Here is an 18,230-nt window from a genome sequence, read left to right as displayed (position 1 = left end):
CCGCGGGCGGAGGGTCCTCACCTGTCCCCGGGTGGGGAAAGCACCTCCCCACCCCCACGTCGAAGGGACGACGGACGACGATGTTCCATCCCAGACGCACCCTCAGGGCCCTGCTGCTCCCGCTCGCCGCGGGCCTTGCCCTCACCGCCCTGCCCGCCGGCACCGCCCACGCCGCGAGCACCCTGACCAACGGCGGCTTCGAAGCCGACGGCGCGGGCGCCGCGACTCCGAGCGGCTGGTCCGAGTACGGCGACACCGGCGCCTCCTTCACCGAGTCCGGCGGCCACGGCGGCAGTCACCGCCTGAGCCACTGGTCCGCGTCGGCCTACAAGGTGGAGACGTACCAGTACCTGTCCGGGCTCACCAACGGGAACTACAAGCTCACCGCCTGGGTGCGCTCCGGCGGGGGGCAGAAGTCCGCCCACCTCGCGCTGAAGAACTGCGGCGGCGCCGAGCAGCGCACCGATCTGCCGGTCTCGGCCGGCGGGTGGCTGCGGATCGTCGTGCCGGTCCAGGTGACCACCAACCAGTGCACGATCAGCGTCAACAGCGACGCGAACGCGGGCAACTGGATCAACGTCGACGACCTGACCTTCACGTCCGGCACGTCCGGTACGTCGGTCAAGGGTGCCGACATCTCGTCGCTGGCCAAGAGCGAGGCCAAGGGCGGCGTCTACCGCAACAGTTCGGGCACCGCCGCCGACCCCCTGGCCGTCCTCAAGTCGAACGGCATGAACTACGCGCGCCTCAAGGTCTGGGTGAACCCGGCCGACGGCTACAACAACAAGGCCCGCGTCCTGGCAACGGCCAAGCGCGTCAAGGCGCAGGGCATGAAGCTGCTGGTGGACTTCCACTACTCGGACTTCTGGGCCGACCCGGGACGCCAGGACAAGCCCGCCGCCTGGGCCGGACACTCCTACGGGCAGCTGAAGACGGACGTGTACGACCACACGTACGACGTGCTGAACGCCCTGAAGGCGCAGGGCACCCCCGCCGACATGGTCCAGGTCGGCAACGAGATCAACGGCGGCATGCTCTGGAACGAGGGATCCACCTCCAACTGGACGCAGCTGGCCGGTCTGCTCAACTCCGGCTACGACGCCGTCAAGGCGGTCAGCTCCTCCACTACCGTGGCCCTGCACCTCGCCGAGGGCGGTGACCTGGAGGGCACCCGCTGGTGGTTCGACAGCGCACGCTCCCACGGCGTGAAGTTCGACGCCATCGGCCTGTCGTTCTACGGCTACTGGCACGGCACCCTCGCCGACTTCCAGACGACCCTCGACGACGCGGCCGCCCGGTACGGCAAGCCGGTCTTCGTCGCCGAGACCGCCTACCCGTTCCGCCTGGACAGCGAGGACGCGCACCAGAACATCATCGACACCAGCGACGAACTGGTCGCCGGCTACCCGGCGAGCGTGGCCGGTCAGACGCGGTGGATGAACGACATGATGAGCATCGTGGAGGCCGTCCCGAACGGCCGCGGACTCGGCGCCTTCTACTGGGAGGCGACCTGGACCGCGGTCGGCGGCAACGGCTGGGACCCGACCGACGCGGCCTCGGGCAACGCCTGGGAGAACCAGGCGCTGTTCGGCTACGACGACCGGGCGCTCTCGTCGATGTCCTGGTTCCGGCACCGCTGAGCCGGCAACTCCCACCGCTGAGTCCACGGGGAGGGGTCCCGGCTTCCCGGGTCCCTCCCGCTGGTCGCTCGTCTGTCCGAACTCCGCTCCACGGGAGCGCAGTTCGGTATCGGTCAACGATGCCGAAGCCCGGACGCGGCCGCGTCGACTGCGAGACAGTGGGAAGACGCGGTGAGAGGGCGAAGCGGCGAGGCAGGGGCACGACATGCTGAGGACTCCCACGGACGAGACGCGGCTGCGCATCCTGGCCTGGCTGAGGGAACCCGGTCCCGCGGCGGACGGGGTCACCGCGGACGCCGTCGCCGAGCGGTTCTCGCTGTCGCGCCCGGTCGCCGTCACCCATCTGCGGCTGCTGGAGGCCACCGGCATGCTGCGCACCAGCAGGTCGGCGGGCCGCGTGCGCTACCACCGCGACGACATGCGGATCGCCGAGGTCGCCCGGATGTTTGAGAAGGGCTGGTAGGCGACCCGGTACACCGGTATCGCCCCCGACGGTGAAGGACACACACGCGATGGACCGCCCCACGGCACTCGTACCCCGCCACTACGTCGCGGTGGGCCCCGGCCCCGAGGATGTGGTCGCCGACCCGCGCGGCCGCGTCCTCACCGGCGTCGCCGACGGCCGCATCCTGCGGCTCGACGCCCTCGCCGACCCGGTCGCGGCCCGCGTCGAGGTGATCGCCGAGACCGGCGGCAGGCCGCTCGGGCTCGAACTCCTCCCGGACGGCGACCTGCTGGTCTGCGACGCCGAACGCGGACTCCTGCGCGTCGACACCGGCGACGGCACGGTCCGGATCCTCGCCGACTCCGTGGCGGGGGAGCCGCTGCGCTTCTGCAGCAACGCCGTGGCCCTCTCCGACGGCAGCGTCTACTTCACCGTCTCCAGCCGCCGCTACCCGCTGGAGCACTGGATCGGCGACATCGTCGAACACACCGGTACGGGACGGCTGCTGCGGCTCGCCCCCGGCGGTGACACACCCGAGGTGGTGCTGGACGGACTGCAGTTCGCAAACGGCATCGCCGTCGGTGCGGACGAGTCCTTCCTCGTCGTCGCCGAGACCGGCGCCTGCCGGCTGCTGCGCCTCTGGCTCACCGGGCCGAAGGCCGGCCGGAGCGAGCCGTTCGCCGAGAACCTCCCGGGCATGCCCGACAACCTCTGGCGCGGCGCGCCCGACGGCCCGATCTGGGTGGCGCTCGCGGGGCCCCGCCTCCCGGCCCTCGACCTGTTCCACCGCAGCGCGCCCGGCGTCCGCGCCGCCGCCGCGCGCCTGGCCGTACGCGCCCCGTTCCGGCCCACCGGCACGATCGCCCTCCAGGCCTTCGACGACGAGGGCCGCGTCGTGCACCACCTCACCCGCCGCCGCTCCGGCTACCGCATGCCCACCAGCGTCTGCGAAGCGGGCGGGCACCTGATCCTCGGCAGCATCCGGGAACGGGGCGTGGCGGTCTGCGAGCCGCCCGCGGCGAAGTGACCTTCACCGCCGCCTCGGAGTGACCCCGCCCCGCCCCGGGGTTAACCTGAACTCCGGCCGCGACCCCGTCGCGGCGCGGCGGTGGGGCCCGCCGTACCCGAACCGCGGCAAGGACGCCGCCAACGGTCCCTACTTGCGACGGCACGCGCCCGTACGACCCGGGCCCCGGCGAGTAGGAGACGGACCACCCCATGACAGCCCCCGAAAGCCTCCGCGTTCCGGCGACCGCGCCCCACCCGTCCCCGTGGCGTGCCCAGGCGCCCGTCGTCGCCGTCGTCTCGCTCGGCGGGGGAGTGGGCGCGACCGCCCGGTACGCGGCCTCCCTCTGGTGGCCCACGCCCCCGGGCGGTTTCCCCTGGACGATCCTCGGGATCAACATCGCCGGCTGCGCCGTGATCGGCGTGTTCATGGTGGTCATCACCGAGATCCGGACCGCCCACCCCCTGGTCCGGCCCTTCTTCGGCACCGGCGTCCTCGGCGGCTTCACCACCTTCTCGACGTACGCCGTCGACATCCAGAAACTCATCGACGGCGGCCGTCCCGGCGCCGGGCTGGCCTACCTCGCCGCGACCCCGCTCGCGGCGCTCACGGCGGTGTGGCTCGCGGCCGGGACGACCCGCCGTGTCCTGAAAGGGAGGCGACGATGACGAGACTGACCGGCAGGGCCCTGCGCCTGACCGTTTTCGTCGGCGAGCGCGACACCTGGCACCACAAGCCCCTCTACTCGGAGATCGTCCACCGGGCCCACGCTGCGGGACTCGCGGGTGCCAGCGTCTTCCGCGGCATCGAGGGCTTCGGCGCCTCCTCCCTGATCCATACCTCGCGGCTGCTGTCCCTGAGCGAGGACCTGCCGATCGCCGTGGTGATCGTCGACACCGAGCCACGCGTCCGCGCCTTCCTGCCGCAGCTCGACGAACTGGTCGCCGAGGGGCTGGTGACACTCGACGACTGCGAGGTCATCCGGTACACCGGCCGGGACGACTTGCCCGGCACCACGGACACGAAGGGTAAGAAGTCGTTGTGAACTGGCTGCTGGTCGTCGGCGGCGCCATGGTCGGCGCCCCGCTGCGCTACCTGACCGACCGGGCGGTCCAGGCGCGGCACGACTCGGTCTTCCCCTGGGGCACCTTCACGGTGAACGTCACCGGCTCCCTGATCCTCGGCCTGCTCACCGGAGCCGCCACCCACCTCCAGATCCTGCTCGGCACCGGTCTGTGCGGGGCCCTGACGACCTACTCGACGTTCTCCTACGAGACGCTGCGGCTGGCGGAGACCGGGGCGCGTCTGCAGGCCGTCCTCAATGTCGCGGTCAGCGTGACGGCCGGTGTCGCCGCGGCCTTCGCCGGGGCGGCACTGGCGCGTCTGTAGGCGCGTCCATGAGATCCGTTCTCGTCCGGGTGTAGTAAGACGGTCCCCTCCGCTCCCGCCCCCGAGCAGAACTGGATCCCATGAGCGTCATCAGCGTCGGTCAGGCCGTCGTCCTCGGAGCCGTCGAGGGGGTGACCGAGTTCCTGCCCGTCTCCTCCACCGGACATCTGAAGATCGTCGAGGGACTGATGGGCATCCCCGTCGACGACGACGCGGTGGTCGGGTTCTCGGCCGTCATCCAGGTCGGTGCGATCGCCGCGGTGCTCGTGTACTTCTTCAAGGACATCGTGCGGATCGTCTCCGCCTGGGGGAGGGGCCTGCGCGACCGCGAGGAGCGGTACCACCACGACTACAAGTTCGCCTGGTGGGTCATCTGCGCGACCCTCCCGATCGTCGCCGTGGGACTCGCCGCCAAGCCGCTCATCGAGGGCCCGCTCGCCTCGCTGTGGGTGGTCGCCGGCTCGCTGATCGTCGGCAGCGGCGTGATGTGGGCGGCGGACCAGATGGGCCGGCACAAGCGCGGCGAGGACGACACCTCCTTCAAGGACGCGATGCTGGTCGGCAGCTCCCAGATCCTCGCACTGCTCTTCCCCGGCTTCTCCCGCTCCGGCGCCACCATGTCCACCGCGCTCATCCTCGACCTGGACCGCGTCGCCGCCACCCGCCTCTCCTTCTTCCTCGGCATCCCCGCCCTCACCGGTGCTGGCCTCTACGAGCTCAAGGACGCGCTGGGCACCGGGGTGGGCGCCGCCCCGCTCGCCATGGGCACGGTCGTCTCGTTCGTCGTGGCGTACGCCTCCATCGCCTGGCTGCTGAAGTTCGTCGCCAAACACTCCTTCAACGCGTTCGTGATCTACCGGATCGTGGTGGGCGTGCTGTTGTTCGGGCTGCTCGGAGCGGGTGTGCTGCACAGTTGAGTGGTCTGCCGGGGGGCGCCGTCGGCTGTCTGCGGCGCCATCGTGGCTCGTCGCGCAGTTCCCCGCGCCCCTTCGGGAGACACCCCTTGACAGCACAAGCGGTCGCGCGGAGTATCTCTCCCGTGAACCTGTCAGACAGCCGGACAGCCGGACAGCCCGTGCGACGCGTCAGTGCCATGGAAGCGGTGCTGGCGTACCTGCGCGGCGCCATCGAGCGGGGCGAGTACGCCATCGGCGACAAGCTCCCCTCCGAGGCGGAACTGTGCCGGACCCTCGAGGTCTCCCGGCCGGTGCTGCGCGAGGCGCTGCGGGCGCTGCAGACCATGGGTCTGACCGTGTCCCGGACCGGCAAGGGCACCTTCGTCGTCGCCAGCACCGTCGAGGACCCGACCTTCGGCGACTACGCGGCCAGCGACCTGCTGGAGGTGCGCCGCCACGTCGAGATCCCGGTCGCCGGGTACGCGGCCCGGCGCCGCACTCCGGAGAACCTCGACCACCTGGCCCATCTGCTGGACCGGATGGAGCGGGAGACGGACACCACCGCGTGGGTCGCCATGGACACGCTGTTCCATCTCGCCGTCGCCGAGGCCGCGCAGAACCCGGTCTTCCGCCGGGTCATCGAGGAGATCCGGGACGCGCTGGCCCGCCAGTCGGCCTTCCTCAACGAGCTGGGCGGACGCCGCGAGCAGTCCAACCGAGAGCACCGGGCGATCATCGAGGCGCTGATCGACGGTTCCGAGAACGACGCGGTGGAGGCCATGGCCCACCACCTCGACCGCGTCGAGACGACCCTCACCGACATCGTGCGTTCATCGCGCACGGACACCCCCACGGAAGGCGGACCCGAGGCGTGAGCGAGCAGTCCCTGCACAACGAGGTGCAGAAACGTTCCGTCCATGTCGATGCCGGAGACGAGGGCTACAGCAAGTCCCTGAAGTCCCGGCACGTCAACATGATCGCCATCGGCGGAGCGATCGGCACCGGCCTCTTCCTCGGCGCGGGCGGACGCCTCGCCGACGCCGGCCCCTCCCTCTTCATCGCCTACGCGGTCTGCGGCCTCTTCGCCTTCCTCGTCGTGCGCGCCCTGGGCGAACTCGTGCTGTACCGGCCCTCCTCCGGTGCCTTCGTCTCCTACGCACGCGAGTTCATGGGGGAGAAGGGCGCCTACACCGCCGGCTGGATGTACTTCCTCAACTGGGCGACCACCGGCATCGCCGACATCACCGCAGTCGCCACCTACACCCACTACTGGGGCATGTTCTCCGACGTCCCGCAGTGGGTCATCGCGTTGATCGCGCTGGCCGTGGTGCTCACCGTGAACCTCATATCGGTGAAGATCTTCGGCGAGCTGGAGTTCTGGTTCGCGATCGTCAAGGTCGGCGCGCTGGTCGTCTTCATGTGCATCGGCATCTTCCTGCTGGTCACCCAGCACCCCGTCGACGGCCACACCCCCGGCCCGTCCCTGATCGGCGACAGCGGCGGCATCTTCCCGCACGGCCTGCTGCCCATGCTGCTGATCATCCAGGGCGTCGTCTTCGCCTACGCCTCCGTCGAGCTGGTCGGTGTCGCCGCCGGTGAGACCGAGAGCCCCGAGAAGATCATGCCCAAGGCGATCAACTCGATCATGTGGCGGGTCGGCGTCTTCTACGTCGGTTCGGTCGTCCTGCTGTCGATGCTGCTGCCGTGGAACAAGTACACCGCCGGCGAGAGCCCCTTCGTGACGGTGCTGTCCAACATCGGCGTCCCGGCGGCGGGCGGCGTGATGAACCTCGTCGTCCTCACGGCCGCGATGTCCTCCCTCAACTCCGGCCTGTACTCCACCGGCCGCATCCTGCGCTCCATGGCCATGGCCGGATCCGCGCCCAAGTTCACATCGGTGATGAGCCGCAGCCAGGTCCCCTACGGCGGCATCCTGCTCACCAGCGGCATCTGCGTCCTGGGCGTCGGCCTCAACTTCGTCGTGCCCGCCGAGGCGTTCGAGATCGTGCTGAACTTCGCCGCGATCGGCATCCTCGCCACCTGGGGCATGATCATGGTCTGTCACCTCCTCTTCTGGCAGAAGACCCAGAAGGGCGAGCTGACCCGCCCGGGCTACCGGCTCCCGGGCTCCCCCTGGACCGAGATCGTGACGCTGGCGTTCCTCGCCTCCGTCCTGGTCCTCATGTACGCCGACGGCGGCGCGGGACGCACCACCGTGCTCTGCCTGCCGCTGATCGTCGGAGCCCTGGTCGTCGGATGGTTCGGCATCCGCGGCCGTGTCGCGCGCAAGTCCACCACCGGAGCCGACGCGTGACAAACGCGCCGCTCCACGAAAAGCAGGCAGTGATGTTCAGCAGTTCTCTCGCGGACGCACCCCTTGTCCGTGAACCCGTCCACGCCCCCGTCGCCCACCTCATCCGCGGCGGAATCGTCGAAGGCATCCACTACGGCTCCGTCGTCGTCCTCGACGCCGACGGAGAGGTCCGGCTCCAGATCGGAGACATCGAGGCCGCCTTCTACCCGCGCTCGGCGATCAAGCCCGTCCAGGCCGTGGCCATGGCCCGGGCCGGGCTGCCGCTCGACGGCGAGCTGCTGTCACTGACGGCGGCCAGCCACTCCGGCGAGGAACGCCACCTCGCCGGGGCCCGGCGCATCCTCGAACTCGCCGGACTGACCGAGGACCACCTGCGCAACGTCCCGGACCTGCCGTTCGACCCGGTCGTCCGGGACGCCTGGGTGCGCGAGGGCCGGCTGCCCTCGCGGCTCGCCCAGAACTGCTCCGGCAAGCACGCGGCGATGCTCTACACCTGCACCCTCAACGGCTGGCCCCTGGAGAACTACCTCGACCCCGGCCACCCCCTCCAGCAGGCCGTCGCCGAGATCATCGAGGATCTCACCGGGCAGCGCATCGCCGGGGTCACCGTCGACGGCTGCGGCGCACCCCTGTTCTCCCTCTCCCTGCACGGCCTCGCCCGGGCCACCGCCCGGATCGTCAACGCCGCGCCGGGCACCCCCGAGGCCCGCGTCGCCGACGCCATGCGCGAACACGCGGAGATGGCCTCCGGCTCCGGGCGGGACGTCGCCGCGCTGATGCGGGCCGTGCCGGGGCTGCTCTCCAAGGACGGTTTCGAAGGCGTTCAGGTCGCCGCGCTGCCCGACGGGCGGGCCGTCGCCGTGAAGATCGCCGACGGGGCGAACCGGGCGCGGGTGCCGGTGGCAGCCGCCGCGTTGGCCTGGGCCGGTGTCGACCCGGGGCTGCTCACTGAGTTCCAGGGAGAGCCGTTGCTCGGAGGCGGGCGGGAGGTCGGGCGGGTGCGGCCCGTTCGCTCGCTGGAGCCGGTCGCCGCTTCGGCCCGCCCCTGACGCCGTGCCCGCTCTCCCCACCGGCGGCCGCGGGCCGCATGGGGCCGGTCGCGCCGTACCCCGCGCCCCTGAGGGGCGCGCACCCACCCACCCTCACGTTCCCTCAGAAAGAGGACCCTCACCGTCATGACCGCCGCCACCCGCTCCGAGCACGATCTGCTCGGCGACCGTGACGTTCCCGCCGAGGCGTACTGGGGTGTGCACACCCTGCGGGCCACGGAGAACTTCCCCATCACGGGTATGACCATCTCCGCCTACCCGCACCTGATCGACGCCCTCGCCGCCGTCAAGGAGGCCGCCGCCCTCGCCAACGAGGAACTCGGGCTGCTGGACCCGAAGAAGGCCGCCGCCATCGTCGAGGCCTGCCGGGAGATCCGCGACGGCAAGCTGCACGACCAGTTCGTCGTGGACGTCGTCCAGGGCGGCGCCGGCACCTCCACCAACATGAACGCCAACGAGGTCGTGGCGAACCGGGCGCTGGAACTGCTGGGCCACGCCAAGGGCGCATACGGGTTCCTGCACCCCAACGAGGACGTCAACCTCGGCCAGTCCACCAACGACGTCTACCCGACCGCCGTCAAGATCGCGACGGTGTTCGCGGTGCGCGGGCTGCTCGACGCGATGTCCGTCCTCCAGGACACGTTCGCCCACAAGGCCGTCGAGTTCCGCGACGTGCTCAAGATGGGCCGCACCCAGCTGCAGGACGCGGTGCCCATGACACTGGGCCAGGAGTTCTCCGCGTACGCCGTCATGCTGGACGAGGACCGGGCCCGGCTCGCCGAGGCCGTCCAGCTGATCCATGAGATCAACCTCGGCGCGACCGCGATCGGCACCGGCCTCAACGCCCCCGCCGGATACGCCGAGGCGGCCCGCCGCCACCTCGCGGACATCACCGGACTGCCCCTGGTGACCGCGGCCAACCTCGTCGAGGCGACCCAGGACTGCGGCGCCTTCGTGCAGATGTCCGGCGTGCTCAAGCGCATCGCGGTCAAGCTCTCCAAGAGCTGCAACGACCTGCGGCTGCTGTCCTCCGGCCCGCGGGCCGGCCTGGGCGAGATCAACCTGCCGCCCGTGCAGGCCGGTTCGTCCATCATGCCCGGCAAGGTCAACCCGGTGATACCCGAGGTCGTCAACCAGGTCGCCTTCGAGGTCATCGGCAACGACGTCACCATCACCATGGCCGCCGAGGCCGGACAGCTCCAGCTCAACGCCTTCGAACCGATCATCCTGCACTCCCTGTCGGAATCCATCACGCATCTGCGGAGCGCGTGCCTGACCCTGGCCGAACGCTGCGTCTCCGGCATCACCGCCAACACCGAGGCGCTGCGCGCGAGCGTCGAGAACTCCATCGGCCTGGTCACCGCCCTCAACCCGCACATCGGCTACACGGCCGCCACCGACATCGCCAAGGAGGCCCTCGCCAGTGGCCGGGGCGTGGCCGAACTGGTCCTGGAGAAGGGTCTGCTCCCCGCCGATACCCTCGCCGGCCTGCTGCGTCCCGAGGTCCTGGCAGGCAGCGGCCAGGCCCCGGCCTGACCCGCGGGAGCGCACCGGGACCGGCGGAGGGAGAATGGCGATCATGACGTCGACGACGACCTTCCAGCCGGTCCTGGAGCGCATCGCCGAGGAGATCGAGCGGACCCCCGGCAGCGGCAGGCCCGCCGACTACATCCCGGCGCTCGCCGCCTGCGACCCGCGCCGCTTCGGCATGGCCGTCGCCGACCTCGACGGCACGGTGTACGGGGTGGGGGACTGGCGGCAGCCGTTCTCCGCACAGTCCCTCACCAAGGTCTTCACCCTCGCCCTCGACCTGTCCCGAGAGGGCGACGCCCTGTGGGAGCACGTGGGCCGCGAGCCCTCCGGCAACCCCTTCAACTCCCTCGTCCAGCTGGAGTACGAGAACGGCATCCCCCGCAACCCTTTCATCAACGCGGGCGCCCTCGTCGTCACCGACCGGCTGCACACCCGTACCGGCGACGCCTCGGGCGAACTGCTGGCGTTCCTGCGGGCGGAGAGCGGCAACCCCGACCTGACCTTCGACCAGGAGGTCGCCGCGTCCGAGTCCGCGCACGGCGACCGCAACGCCGCACTCGGCCACTTCATGGCGGCGTACGGCAACATCGACAACCCGGTCCCGACGCTCCTGGAGCAGTACTTCCGGCAGTGCTCGGTCGCCGCGTCCTGCGCCGATCTCGCCCTCGCCACGAGTTTCCTGGCCCGGCACGGCATCCGCGCCGACGGCACCCGCCTGCTCACCCGCAGCCAGGCCAAGCAGATCAACGCGATCATGCTGACCTGCGGCACCTACGACGCGGCGGGCGACTTCGCCTACCGCGTGGGCCTGCCCGGCAAGAGCGGCGTCGGCGGCGGCATCATCGCGGTCGTACCCGGCCGCTGCACCCTGTGCGTGTGGAGCCCGGGACTGGACGAGCGGGGCAACTCGGTGGCGGGCGTGGCGGCGCTCGACCGCTTCACGACCCTGACGGGTCTGTCGGTGTTCTGACCACCGGTGTCATTTCGCCCCGGAACGCTCAGCCGAGGAACTCCTCCAGCATCGGCAGCAGCAGATCCGTGCGCCGCATGAGCGCCATGTGCGTGGTGTCCGGCAGCACCGCCAGCCGGGCGTCGGGGATCAGGTCCCGCATCTCGGCCGCGTGCTCGACGCGCAGGAAGTCCGTGTCGCCGAGCACCAGGAGCGTGGGCGCCGCGAGGCCGCGCAGGTCGTCCGCGGTCCAGGGCAGCGGGGCGTGCGCCGCGGCCCCGCACTTGGCCATGAAGGCCTCGAAGTGGCCGGGGTCCGGCGCGACGGCCGCGTAGGCCTCGGTCATCTCCCGGAAGTCCGCCCGGCTCGGCAGCCGCGGTGAGGAGTACTGCGGGTCCCGGACCTCCTCGTGGTAGCCGTCCTGCCGGTAGTGCGTGGCGGCGAGGACCAGCCGCCCCACGCGCTCGGGGTGGCGCACCCCCACTTCCAGGGCGGTCAGGCCGCCGAGGCTGAAGCCGAGGAAGTCCGCCCGGCCGATGCCCAGCTCGTCCAGAAGGCCGACCACGTCCGAGGCGAGGTCCGGCACGCTCATGTCCCGCTCGATGTCGGCGGTGTGCCCGTGGCCCTGCAACTCGGGAGCCACGACCCGGCGCGTGGCCGCGAGGGCCGGCAGGACGGCCCCGAAGGACAGGCCGATCGTGAGCACACCGCCGTGCAGCAGCACCAGAGGTCGCCGCCCGCTGTCGGAGCCGTGCAGCTCGTAGTACATCTCCAGGCCGTTGACCTTGGCGTATGCGGAGCCGGTGGTCATGGGATCACGTCCGTTCGTCGGTGCGCTGATGCCGGTTGGACTCCCGCCATGGCGGGAACTCATCGGCCGGTGATCACCGGCCGGTCACGAGCAGGCCGCCCTCCGGAGAGGAACGCGTCCCGTTTCGGCCATCCGCCGTTGCCAAGCTGCCCGAGTGTTGGCCATGGCTTTCCCCGTCGATCTCCGCCGCTGCCAGGTACTCGGCCTGGCCGGTACCGGCTGCCTCGCCCTGGGCGGTGAGACGGCCGGCGCCCTGCCCGTGGCGGACCTTCTCCACCCGGACTCCGCCCGCGCCGCCCTCGGACTGGTCGGCGTGTACTTCGGCGTCGTCCTGCTGATCGCGGCCTGGCTGCTGCTGGGCCGGCTGGTCCGCGGGCCGAGACCACCGGAGCCCCGCTCCCTGCTGCTCGTCCTCGCCGCTTGGGCGGCCCCGCTGCTCCTCGCCCCACCGCTGTTCAGCCGGGACGTCTACAGCTACCTCGCCCAGGGGGCGATGGTCGAGGCGCACCTGGACGTCTACGCGCACGGCACGGCCCGGCTCGGCGGTCCGCTCGCCGACGAGGTCGCCCCGCTCTGGCGGCACACCGGGGCCCCGTACGGCCCGGTGTTCCTCGTCGTCGCGGCGGCGCTGTCGGGTCTGACCCGGGGTGAACTGCCCGCCGGGCTGTTCGGGATGCGGCTCGTCGCTCTCGCCGGCGTGGCCCTGATGGCGACGGCGCTGCCCCGCCTCGCCCGGCACAGCGGCGCCGACCCGTCCGCCGCGTTGTGGCTGGGCGCCCTCAACCCGCTCGTCCTGCTGCACCTGGTGGCGGGCGCCCACAACGACGCCGTCATGCTCGGCCTGCTCGGCGCCGGCCTGGTGGCCGCGCTCGGCCGGTGGCCGGTCCTCGGCGCGGTACTCGTCACTCTTGCCGCTTTGGTGAAGGCGCCCGCGGTGCTGGGTCTCGCGGCTGTGGTCGCCCTCCAGGTGCGCGCGGGCCGCGGCCTGGCGAAGGCCCTCGTGACGACCACCGTCGCGGCGGCGGGGACCACCGTCGCCGCGACGGCCGTGGCCGGTACCGGATACGGCTGGGTCGGCGCCCTGAACACCCCCGCCTCCCCCCAGAATTGGGCCCTGACCACCCTCCTCGGCCGCGTCACCCGGGCCCTGCTGAAGCACCTCGGCAGCGATCTCGCACCCCTGGCGATCCCCGCCTGGCACGCGCTGGGCATCGTGGCCGCCGTGACCGCGATCGCGCTGATCTGGCTGCGGCTGCGCCGCCGGCCGGTGTACGCGCTCGGCCTGTCCCTGGCGGCGGTGGCCGCGCTCGGGCCGGCGATCCGCCCCTGGTACGCCTTGTGGGGCCTGTTCCTCATCGCCGCCGCCGCGCCCAGTACCTCCGTACGCCACCGCACGGCGGCCGTCACCGGCGTGCTCGCGCTGAGCGTGCTGCCCAGCGGCGGCCCGGCGGACACGGGCCAACTCGTGCTGGCCGTCTCCGGCGGCGCACTCGCGGTCGTCGTGCTGTGGCAGGCCCACCAGGCCGAACTCGCCCCGGCACTGGGACGCGCGGCATGACCCCGGCCCTGCCCCGCACCGACCGGGGCCGACTGCTGCTGGTGCTCGCTCTCGCCACGCTGGTGACGGTCTTCACCGCGACCGTGCCGCTGCTGCGCGACTGGTTCGACCTGCGCGTCTACTACGGCAGCATCGAGACCTGGATCCACCACGGCGGCCGCATCTACGACTACCGGGTGCCCGGCACGGCGTACGGCTTCACCTACCCGCCGTTCGCCGCGGTCGCCATGCTTCCGATGGCCCTGGTGGGGCTGCACACCGCCATCGCCGCGGCCCTGCTGCTCAACCTGGCCGCCCTGGCCGTGATCTTGCGGCTGCTCGACGGACCGGAGCGGCGGCGTCACGGCTGGTTCGGCTGGGCGCTGACCGCCTGTCTGCTCGCCCTGTTCGAACCGCTCCGCGACACCGTCAGCTTCGGCCAGGTCAACCTGTTGCTGCTGGCGCTCGTCCTCACCGACGCGACGCTGCTGGCCACCGGGCGCGGACGCCTGGCGGGCGTCGGCATCGGTCTCGCGGCGGCGGTCAAACTCACGCCCGCGCTGTTCATCGGTCTGCTGCTGGTGGCCGGACGCCGACGGGCGGCTGCGGTCGCCACGGCCGTGGCCCTCGGCGCCACGGCTCTCGCGGCCTGGGTGGACCCGGACGCCTCGCGCTTCTACTGGACGGAGGCGCTGTGGGACACCGACCGCGTGGGACGCCTCGGTTACGTCTCGAACCAGTCGGTGCAGGGCATCCTGGCCCGGCTCGGCGAACCGGACCGCGCGGTGTGGGCCATGGCGGTGCTGCTGATCCTCGGCGTGTGGGCGGTGCGGGCCCGCCGGGCGGTCGCGGCGGGGGACTGGACGGCGGCGTTCGCCCTGACCGGCCTCGCCGCCTGTCTCGTCAGCCCGGTCACCTGGGTGCACCATCTCGTGTGGCTGCTGCCCTCCTTCGCCGTGCTGGTCCGCGCCGGGCGCCTCCGGGTGGCGGGCGCCCTGTACGCCGTGCTGTGCACGAGCGTGGTGTGGCTGTGGTTCGACGACGCGTCCGGCGTCGACGGGTTCCTGGGCGGCAACACCTACGCCTGGATCACCCTGGGGCTGCTGCTCCGGCTGCCGGTGGGTCAGCCGCGCCGGGGTCTGCGGACCGGAAGCCGCAGCACCAGCACCACGACCGCCGCGCCCGTACCGGCGGCGCCCGCGATCATCCCCGCCTCCGTCCAGACGGACCCGTGCTCTTCGGGCACTGCCGCCGCGACCGCGGGCGGCGTCGTCGCGGCCGGCTGCGCGGACGTGCCCGGCGCGCCGAGCGAGCCCACCGCCTCGACCCTCCCGGCCGACCCGAAGCCCCAGTCGAGCAGCGAACGGGCCTCCTCGTACACGGCGGACCCGCCGCCCTCCTGAGGGTTCATCACCGTCACGACCAGGGTGCGCCCGTCCCGGCGCGCCGCGGCGACGAGCGTGCTGCCCGCCTTGCTGGTGTAGCCGTTCTTGATGCCGATCAGCCCCCGGTACGGCTTCACCCCCTTGGCGCCGCTCAGCAGCCGGTTGGTGTTGAGGATCGGGTACGACCAGGTGCCGCCGCCGGGGAACCTGGCCTCGACGGTGGCGCAGTACCGGGCGAAGTCGGGGTTGCGCAGCCCCACCCGGCCGAACACCGCCAGGTCGTACGCCGACGAGACCTGGCCCGGTGCGTCGTAGCCGTCGGGCGACACCACGTGGGTGTCGCGGGCGCCGAGGGACCGGGCCTTGGCCTGCATCCGCTCGGCCGTGACCCGCCAGCCGCCGTTGAGCTCGGCCAGGACGTGCACGGCGTCGTTGCCCGAGTTGAGGAAAACACCGCGCCACAGATCGGCGATCCGGTATGTGCGGCCCTGGGCGACCCCGACCAGGCTGCTGCCGGCACCGATGTCCCGGAGCTCCCGCTCGCGGACGGTGTGGCGGACGCCCGCAGGCAGGCCGGGCAGCACGGTGAGGGCGAACAGGGTCTTCAGGGTGCTGGCCGGAGGCAGCTTGCGGTGCGCGTTGTGGGCGGCGAGCACCTCTCCGCTGCGGGCGTCGGCCACCAGCCAGGACAGCGCGGAGACCTTGGGGAGGCGACTGACTCCGGTACGCGGGCGGACCTGGGTGCCGGGCCGGTACAGCAGCGAGGGGTGCGGGGCCGCGGCCTTCGGCCCGCCCGGCGGAGTGGGCTCCGCCCCGCCGGGGTCGGCCGCAGCCGTGGGCATCAGCGCCAGCAGCCCCGCCGCGCAGAGCGCACCGGCCGACACGGCCACCCGGGAAGAGAATCCGATGATCATACGATCAACGTAGAAAACGGACACGGTCCTCAGGGCGACGACGGGGCCGCGCGCCGCGTGCCGGCACCCGGATGGCTGAGCTCCTCGCGTCAGTCCGCGGGCAGCGTCGGCCGGATGCGCCGCAGGAACGTCGCGTTGTCCGGCGTTTCGCGCATCCGCTCCAGCAGAGTTTCCAGGCCGCCCTGCCCGTCCCGGCCCTGCAGCACCCGCCGCAGGCCGTGGACGGCCGCCAACTCGGCCGGCTGCAACAGGAGTTCCTCGCGGCGGGTGCCGGAGGGGGTGATGTCGACGGCCGGGAACACGCGGCGCGACGCCGGGTCCCGGCTCAGGCGGAGTTCCATGTTGCCGGTGCTCTTCAGCTCCTCGAAGTAGAAGTCGTCGGCACGGGAGCCGGTCTCCACCAGCGCGGTCGCGAGGATCGTGAGGGAGCCGCCCTCCTCGGCCGTCCGGGCGGCGCCGAAGAACCGCTTGGGGCCGGTCAGCGCGGACGCGTCGACACCCCCGGTGAGGACGCGGCCACCGGAGGCGGCCGCGTTGTTGTGCGCCCGGCACAGCCGGGTCAGCGAGTCGAGGAGGACGACGACGTCCTCACCGGCCTCGACGAGTCGCTTGGCGCGCTCGATCACCAGGTCGGCGAGCGCGATGTGCTGCTTGGCGCTGCGGTCGAAGGTCGATGCGTACACCTCGCCCCGCACAGAGCGCCGCATGTCCGTGACCTCCTCGGGCCGCTCGTCGAGCAGCAGCGTCATCAGCCGGCACTCGGGATGGTTGCCGGTGACGGCGGCGGCGATCTGCTGGAGGAGGACGGTCTTGCCCGTCTTGGGCGGGGCCACGAGGAGGCCGCGCTGCCCCTTGCCGACCGGGGCGATCAGGTCGACGACGCGTCCGGCCAGTCCGGCGGCGGGGTGTTCGAGCCGCAGCCGCTCGTGCGGGTGCAGCGGCGTCAGGTCCCGGAAGTGGCGCCGGCCGCGCGGGTCCCCGGGCGCACGGCCGTCGACCCGTGCGACACCGGTCAGGCCGCGCCGGTCGCCGGTCACGCCCTCGACGAGGTCGCCCTTGCGCAGGCCGTACCGGCGGATCAGCGCGGGGGGCACCACGGCGTCAGTGGGCGTGGGCAGGCAGTTCTCGCCGCGCAGGTGCCCCTTCCCGCTCGCGTCGATGTCGAGGACGCCGGACACCGTCCGGGCCGGGGACTGCTGCTGTACGGGTGGGTTTTCGAGTGTGGTGGTCATGGTGATGGGAGTCCTTTCACGGACGGCAGGCAGGGGACGTGCGAAGGGGAGGGGGAATGCCGCGAAGGGAGGGCCTGTGGCGCGCGTCCGGGCGGCGGGATAACAGCACCTCGGATACGACGAGCACGTCGTGGTGCTGGAAATGAAGGAGAGAGGAAGAAACGGCACCGGCGCCCGTAAAGAGGGGCGTGCACGAATGCTCTTGGCAATGTACCACCGAAAGCGGCGGATGTGGGCCGGATACCTCGAAGGGCTAGGTCAGCGCATGGCCAGCAGCCCGTACAGCAACGGGATCCGCGGCTCGGGCAGACGCCACCAGCCGGACTCCGTACGGACCATCTGAGGCCAGCGCGGCCAGGGAAGTTCGTCGCCTTCCCGCAACCGCCGTACGGAGAGTCCCGCATCCGTCAACGCGTTGACGACCTCACCCATTCCGTGCATCCACTCGTAACTGTCCGTGGCGCCGACGACGGCCGGGCCGTCCGTGTAGGTGTGGGTCCCGTCGCGGTGCACCGGTCCGGCGCCACCCAGGTAGTCGTGGCGCAGGAGCAGCTCGGGTCCCTCGCCCGGTGCGGGCTTCGGACCGAGCGCGTTGAGCAGGGGATGGAACTCGACGACGTACAACCGGCCGCCGGGACGCAGGAGCCGGCCGACGGTCTCCGCCCACCGGTCCAGGTCGGGGAGGTAACACAGGGCGCCCTTGCCGGTGTAGACGACGTCGAACCGCCGTCCGTCCAGGGCCTCGGCGGCGTCGTACACGTTCGCCCGGACGTAGGTCACGTCCGCGCCGGCCTTCGCCGCGATGTCCCGGGCGCCCGCCACGGACGCCGCGGAGAAGTCGAGGCCGACGGCCCGGGCGCCGCGCCGTGCGAAGGCGACCGTCTCCGTGCCGAGATGGCACTGCAGGTGCAGCACGTCACGCCCGGCCAGCTCGCCGAGGTCCTCCCACTCGAACGGGGCGAACCAGCGCTCGGGGTCGAGGTCCTGGTCGAGGCCGTAGAAGCGGCTGGCGAGATGGACGGGCGTGCGGGCGTCCCAGTTCGCCTGGTTGGCCCGCATCAGCCGGTCGTGCTCGGCGGACGTCATGGGGACATCCAACCCCGAACCGGCCGCGGGCACCGGGAGAACGC

17 protein-coding genes and 1 pseudogene are annotated in these 18,230 nt (G+C 71.9%); 14 read left to right on the top strand and 4 right to left on the bottom strand.

Annotation, left to right across the window (positions count from 1 at the left end; translation table 11 throughout):
- Window positions 1–80: 80 nt before the first annotated feature.
- From BJ965_RS02930 to BJ965_RS02875, 12 genes are all read left to right on the top strand, one after another.
- Window positions 81–1,640 (top strand): glycoside hydrolase family 53 protein, encoded by a 1,560-nt coding sequence (locus BJ965_RS02930; protein ID WP_184907216.1) that lies wholly within the window; start codon window positions 81–83, stop codon window positions 1,638–1,640.
- Window positions 1,641–1,845: 205 nt separating this feature from the next.
- Window positions 1,846–2,103, top strand: coding sequence for an ArsR/SmtB family transcription factor (locus BJ965_RS02925; RefSeq protein ID WP_184907215.1), 258 nt, complete (start codon window positions 1,846–1,848; stop codon window positions 2,101–2,103).
- A 49-nt stretch (window positions 2,104–2,152) separates the two neighbouring features.
- Complete coding sequence (locus BJ965_RS02920; protein ID WP_184907214.1) at window positions 2,153–3,112, top strand: SMP-30/gluconolactonase/LRE family protein; 960 nt, start codon at window positions 2,153–2,155, stop codon at window positions 3,110–3,112.
- A gap of 191 nt (window positions 3,113–3,303) precedes the next feature.
- A complete protein-coding gene (gene crcB / locus BJ965_RS02915) occupies window positions 3,304–3,759 on the top strand; it encodes a fluoride efflux transporter CrcB (RefSeq protein WP_184907213.1) in 456 nt (151 codons plus the stop codon).
- On the top strand, window positions 3,756–4,136 hold the full coding sequence (locus BJ965_RS02910) for a DUF190 domain-containing protein (protein WP_184907212.1): 381 nt from the start codon (window positions 3,756–3,758) through the stop codon (window positions 4,134–4,136). Before crcB (BJ965_RS02915) ends, BJ965_RS02910 begins: the two co-directional genes overlap by 4 nt.
- Entirely contained in the window at window positions 4,133–4,480 is a 348-nt protein-coding gene (crcB, locus tag BJ965_RS02905) for a fluoride efflux transporter CrcB (protein ID WP_184907211.1), read from the top strand. Before BJ965_RS02910 ends, crcB (BJ965_RS02905) begins: the two co-directional genes overlap by 4 nt.
- Window positions 4,481–4,560: 80 nt before the next feature.
- A complete protein-coding gene (locus BJ965_RS02900) occupies window positions 4,561–5,397 on the top strand; it encodes an undecaprenyl-diphosphate phosphatase (protein WP_184907210.1) in 837 nt (278 codons plus the stop codon).
- 176 nt (window positions 5,398–5,573) lie between these two features.
- On the top strand, window positions 5,574–6,251 hold the full coding sequence (locus tag BJ965_RS02895) for a FadR/GntR family transcriptional regulator (RefSeq protein ID WP_184916690.1): 678 nt from the start codon (window positions 5,574–5,576) through the stop codon (window positions 6,249–6,251).
- Complete coding sequence (locus tag BJ965_RS02890) at window positions 6,248–7,690, top strand: amino acid permease (RefSeq protein ID WP_184907209.1); 1,443 nt, start codon at window positions 6,248–6,250, stop codon at window positions 7,688–7,690. The genes BJ965_RS02895 and BJ965_RS02890 overlap by 4 nt, the downstream gene beginning before the upstream one ends.
- Before the next feature lie 32 nt (window positions 7,691–7,722).
- Window positions 7,723–8,739: an asparaginase gene (locus tag BJ965_RS02885; RefSeq protein WP_184907208.1), complete on the top strand. Its 1,017-nt coding sequence runs from the start codon at window positions 7,723–7,725 to the stop codon at window positions 8,737–8,739.
- 126 nt (window positions 8,740–8,865) lie between these two features.
- A complete protein-coding gene (gene aspA / locus BJ965_RS02880) occupies window positions 8,866–10,275 on the top strand; it encodes an aspartate ammonia-lyase (RefSeq protein ID WP_184907207.1) in 1,410 nt (469 codons plus the stop codon).
- Window positions 10,276–10,309: 34 nt separating this feature from the next.
- A complete protein-coding gene (locus tag BJ965_RS02875) occupies window positions 10,310–11,242 on the top strand; it encodes a glutaminase (protein ID WP_184907206.1) in 933 nt (310 codons plus the stop codon).
- A 28-nt stretch (window positions 11,243–11,270) separates the two neighbouring features.
- On the opposite strand, the gene BJ965_RS02870 is transcribed toward BJ965_RS02875, so the two are convergent.
- Entirely contained in the window at window positions 11,271–12,032 is a 762-nt protein-coding gene (locus BJ965_RS02870; RefSeq protein WP_184907205.1) for an alpha/beta fold hydrolase, read from the bottom strand.
- Between the two features lie 163 nt (window positions 12,033–12,195).
- Between BJ965_RS02870 and mptB the strand changes: the two genes are divergently transcribed.
- Together mptB and BJ965_RS40055 are read left to right on the top strand one after the other, a co-directional pair.
- Window positions 12,196–13,590 carry a polyprenol phosphomannose-dependent alpha 1,6 mannosyltransferase MptB gene (gene mptB / locus BJ965_RS02865; RefSeq protein WP_184907204.1) on the top strand — a complete coding sequence of 465 codons (1,395 nt, stop codon included), beginning with the start codon at window positions 12,196–12,198 and terminating at the stop codon, window positions 13,588–13,590.
- On the top strand, window positions 13,587–14,972 hold the full coding sequence (locus BJ965_RS40055) for a glycosyltransferase 87 family protein (RefSeq protein WP_313666688.1): 1,386 nt from the start codon (window positions 13,587–13,589) through the stop codon (window positions 14,970–14,972). Before mptB ends, BJ965_RS40055 begins: the two co-directional genes overlap by 4 nt.
- Before the next feature lie 59 nt (window positions 14,973–15,031).
- Here BJ965_RS40055 and BJ965_RS02860 read toward each other — a convergent pair.
- The 3 genes and pseudogenes from BJ965_RS02860 to BJ965_RS02850 all read right to left on the bottom strand — a co-directional run.
- Window positions 15,032–15,796 (bottom strand): annotated as a pseudogene (locus tag BJ965_RS02860) (D-alanyl-D-alanine carboxypeptidase family protein); the annotation flags it as partial.
- Window positions 15,797–15,957: 161 nt separating this feature from the next.
- Window positions 15,958–17,100: a transcription termination factor Rho gene (rho, locus tag BJ965_RS02855; RefSeq protein ID WP_184907202.1), complete on the bottom strand. Its 1,143-nt coding sequence runs from the start codon at window positions 17,098–17,100 to the stop codon at window positions 15,958–15,960.
- A gap of 258 nt (window positions 17,101–17,358) precedes the next feature.
- Window positions 17,359–18,186 carry a class I SAM-dependent methyltransferase gene (locus tag BJ965_RS02850; RefSeq protein WP_184907201.1) on the bottom strand — a complete coding sequence of 276 codons (828 nt, stop codon included), beginning with the start codon at window positions 18,184–18,186 and terminating at the stop codon, window positions 17,359–17,361.
- Window positions 18,187–18,230: the final 44 nt, after the last annotated feature.

The organism is Streptomyces luteogriseus (assembly GCF_014205055.1).
Classification (GTDB): domain Bacteria; phylum Actinomycetota; class Actinomycetes; order Streptomycetales; family Streptomycetaceae; genus Streptomyces; species Streptomyces luteogriseus.
The sequence above is the reverse complement of the archived record's forward strand: the minus strand, read 5'-3'. Positions and strand labels throughout refer to the sequence as shown.

Bases quoted from the DNA above. Each gene is read 5' to 3' on its own strand.
- BJ965_RS02895 (WP_184916690.1), top strand. From the start codon at position 5,574: ATGGAAGCGGTGCTGGCGTACCTGCGCGGCGCCATCGAGCGGGGCGAG.
- BJ965_RS02925 (WP_184907215.1), top strand. From the start codon at position 1,846: ATGCTGAGGACTCCCACGGACGAGACGCGGCTGCGCATCCTGGCCTGG.
- aspA (WP_184907207.1), top strand. From the start codon at position 8,866: ATGACCGCCGCCACCCGCTCCGAGCACGATCTGCTCGGCGACCGTGAC.
- BJ965_RS02885 (WP_184907208.1), top strand. From the start codon at position 7,723: ATGTTCAGCAGTTCTCTCGCGGACGCACCCCTTGTCCGTGAACCCGTC.
- mptB (WP_184907204.1), top strand. From the start codon at position 12,196: ATGGCTTTCCCCGTCGATCTCCGCCGCTGCCAGGTACTCGGCCTGGCC.
- BJ965_RS02850 (WP_184907201.1), bottom strand. From the start codon at position 18,186: ATGACGTCCGCCGAGCACGACCGGCTGATGCGGGCCAACCAGGCGAAC.
- BJ965_RS02930 (WP_184907216.1), top strand. From the start codon at position 81: ATGTTCCATCCCAGACGCACCCTCAGGGCCCTGCTGCTCCCGCTCGCC.
- BJ965_RS02870 (WP_184907205.1), bottom strand. From the start codon at position 12,032: ATGACCACCGGCTCCGCATACGCCAAGGTCAACGGCCTGGAGATGTAC.
- crcB (WP_184907213.1), top strand. From the start codon at position 3,304: ATGACAGCCCCCGAAAGCCTCCGCGTTCCGGCGACCGCGCCCCACCCG.
- BJ965_RS40055 (WP_313666688.1), top strand. From the start codon at position 13,587: ATGACCCCGGCCCTGCCCCGCACCGACCGGGGCCGACTGCTGCTGGTG.
- BJ965_RS02875 (WP_184907206.1), top strand. From the start codon at position 10,310: ATGGCGATCATGACGTCGACGACGACCTTCCAGCCGGTCCTGGAGCGC.
- BJ965_RS02920 (WP_184907214.1), top strand. From the start codon at position 2,153: ATGGACCGCCCCACGGCACTCGTACCCCGCCACTACGTCGCGGTGGGC.
- rho (WP_184907202.1), bottom strand. From the start codon at position 17,100: ATGACCACCACACTCGAAAACCCACCCGTACAGCAGCAGTCCCCGGCC.
- BJ965_RS02900 (WP_184907210.1), top strand. From the start codon at position 4,561: ATGAGCGTCATCAGCGTCGGTCAGGCCGTCGTCCTCGGAGCCGTCGAG.
- BJ965_RS02910 (WP_184907212.1), top strand. From the start codon at position 3,756: ATGACGAGACTGACCGGCAGGGCCCTGCGCCTGACCGTTTTCGTCGGC.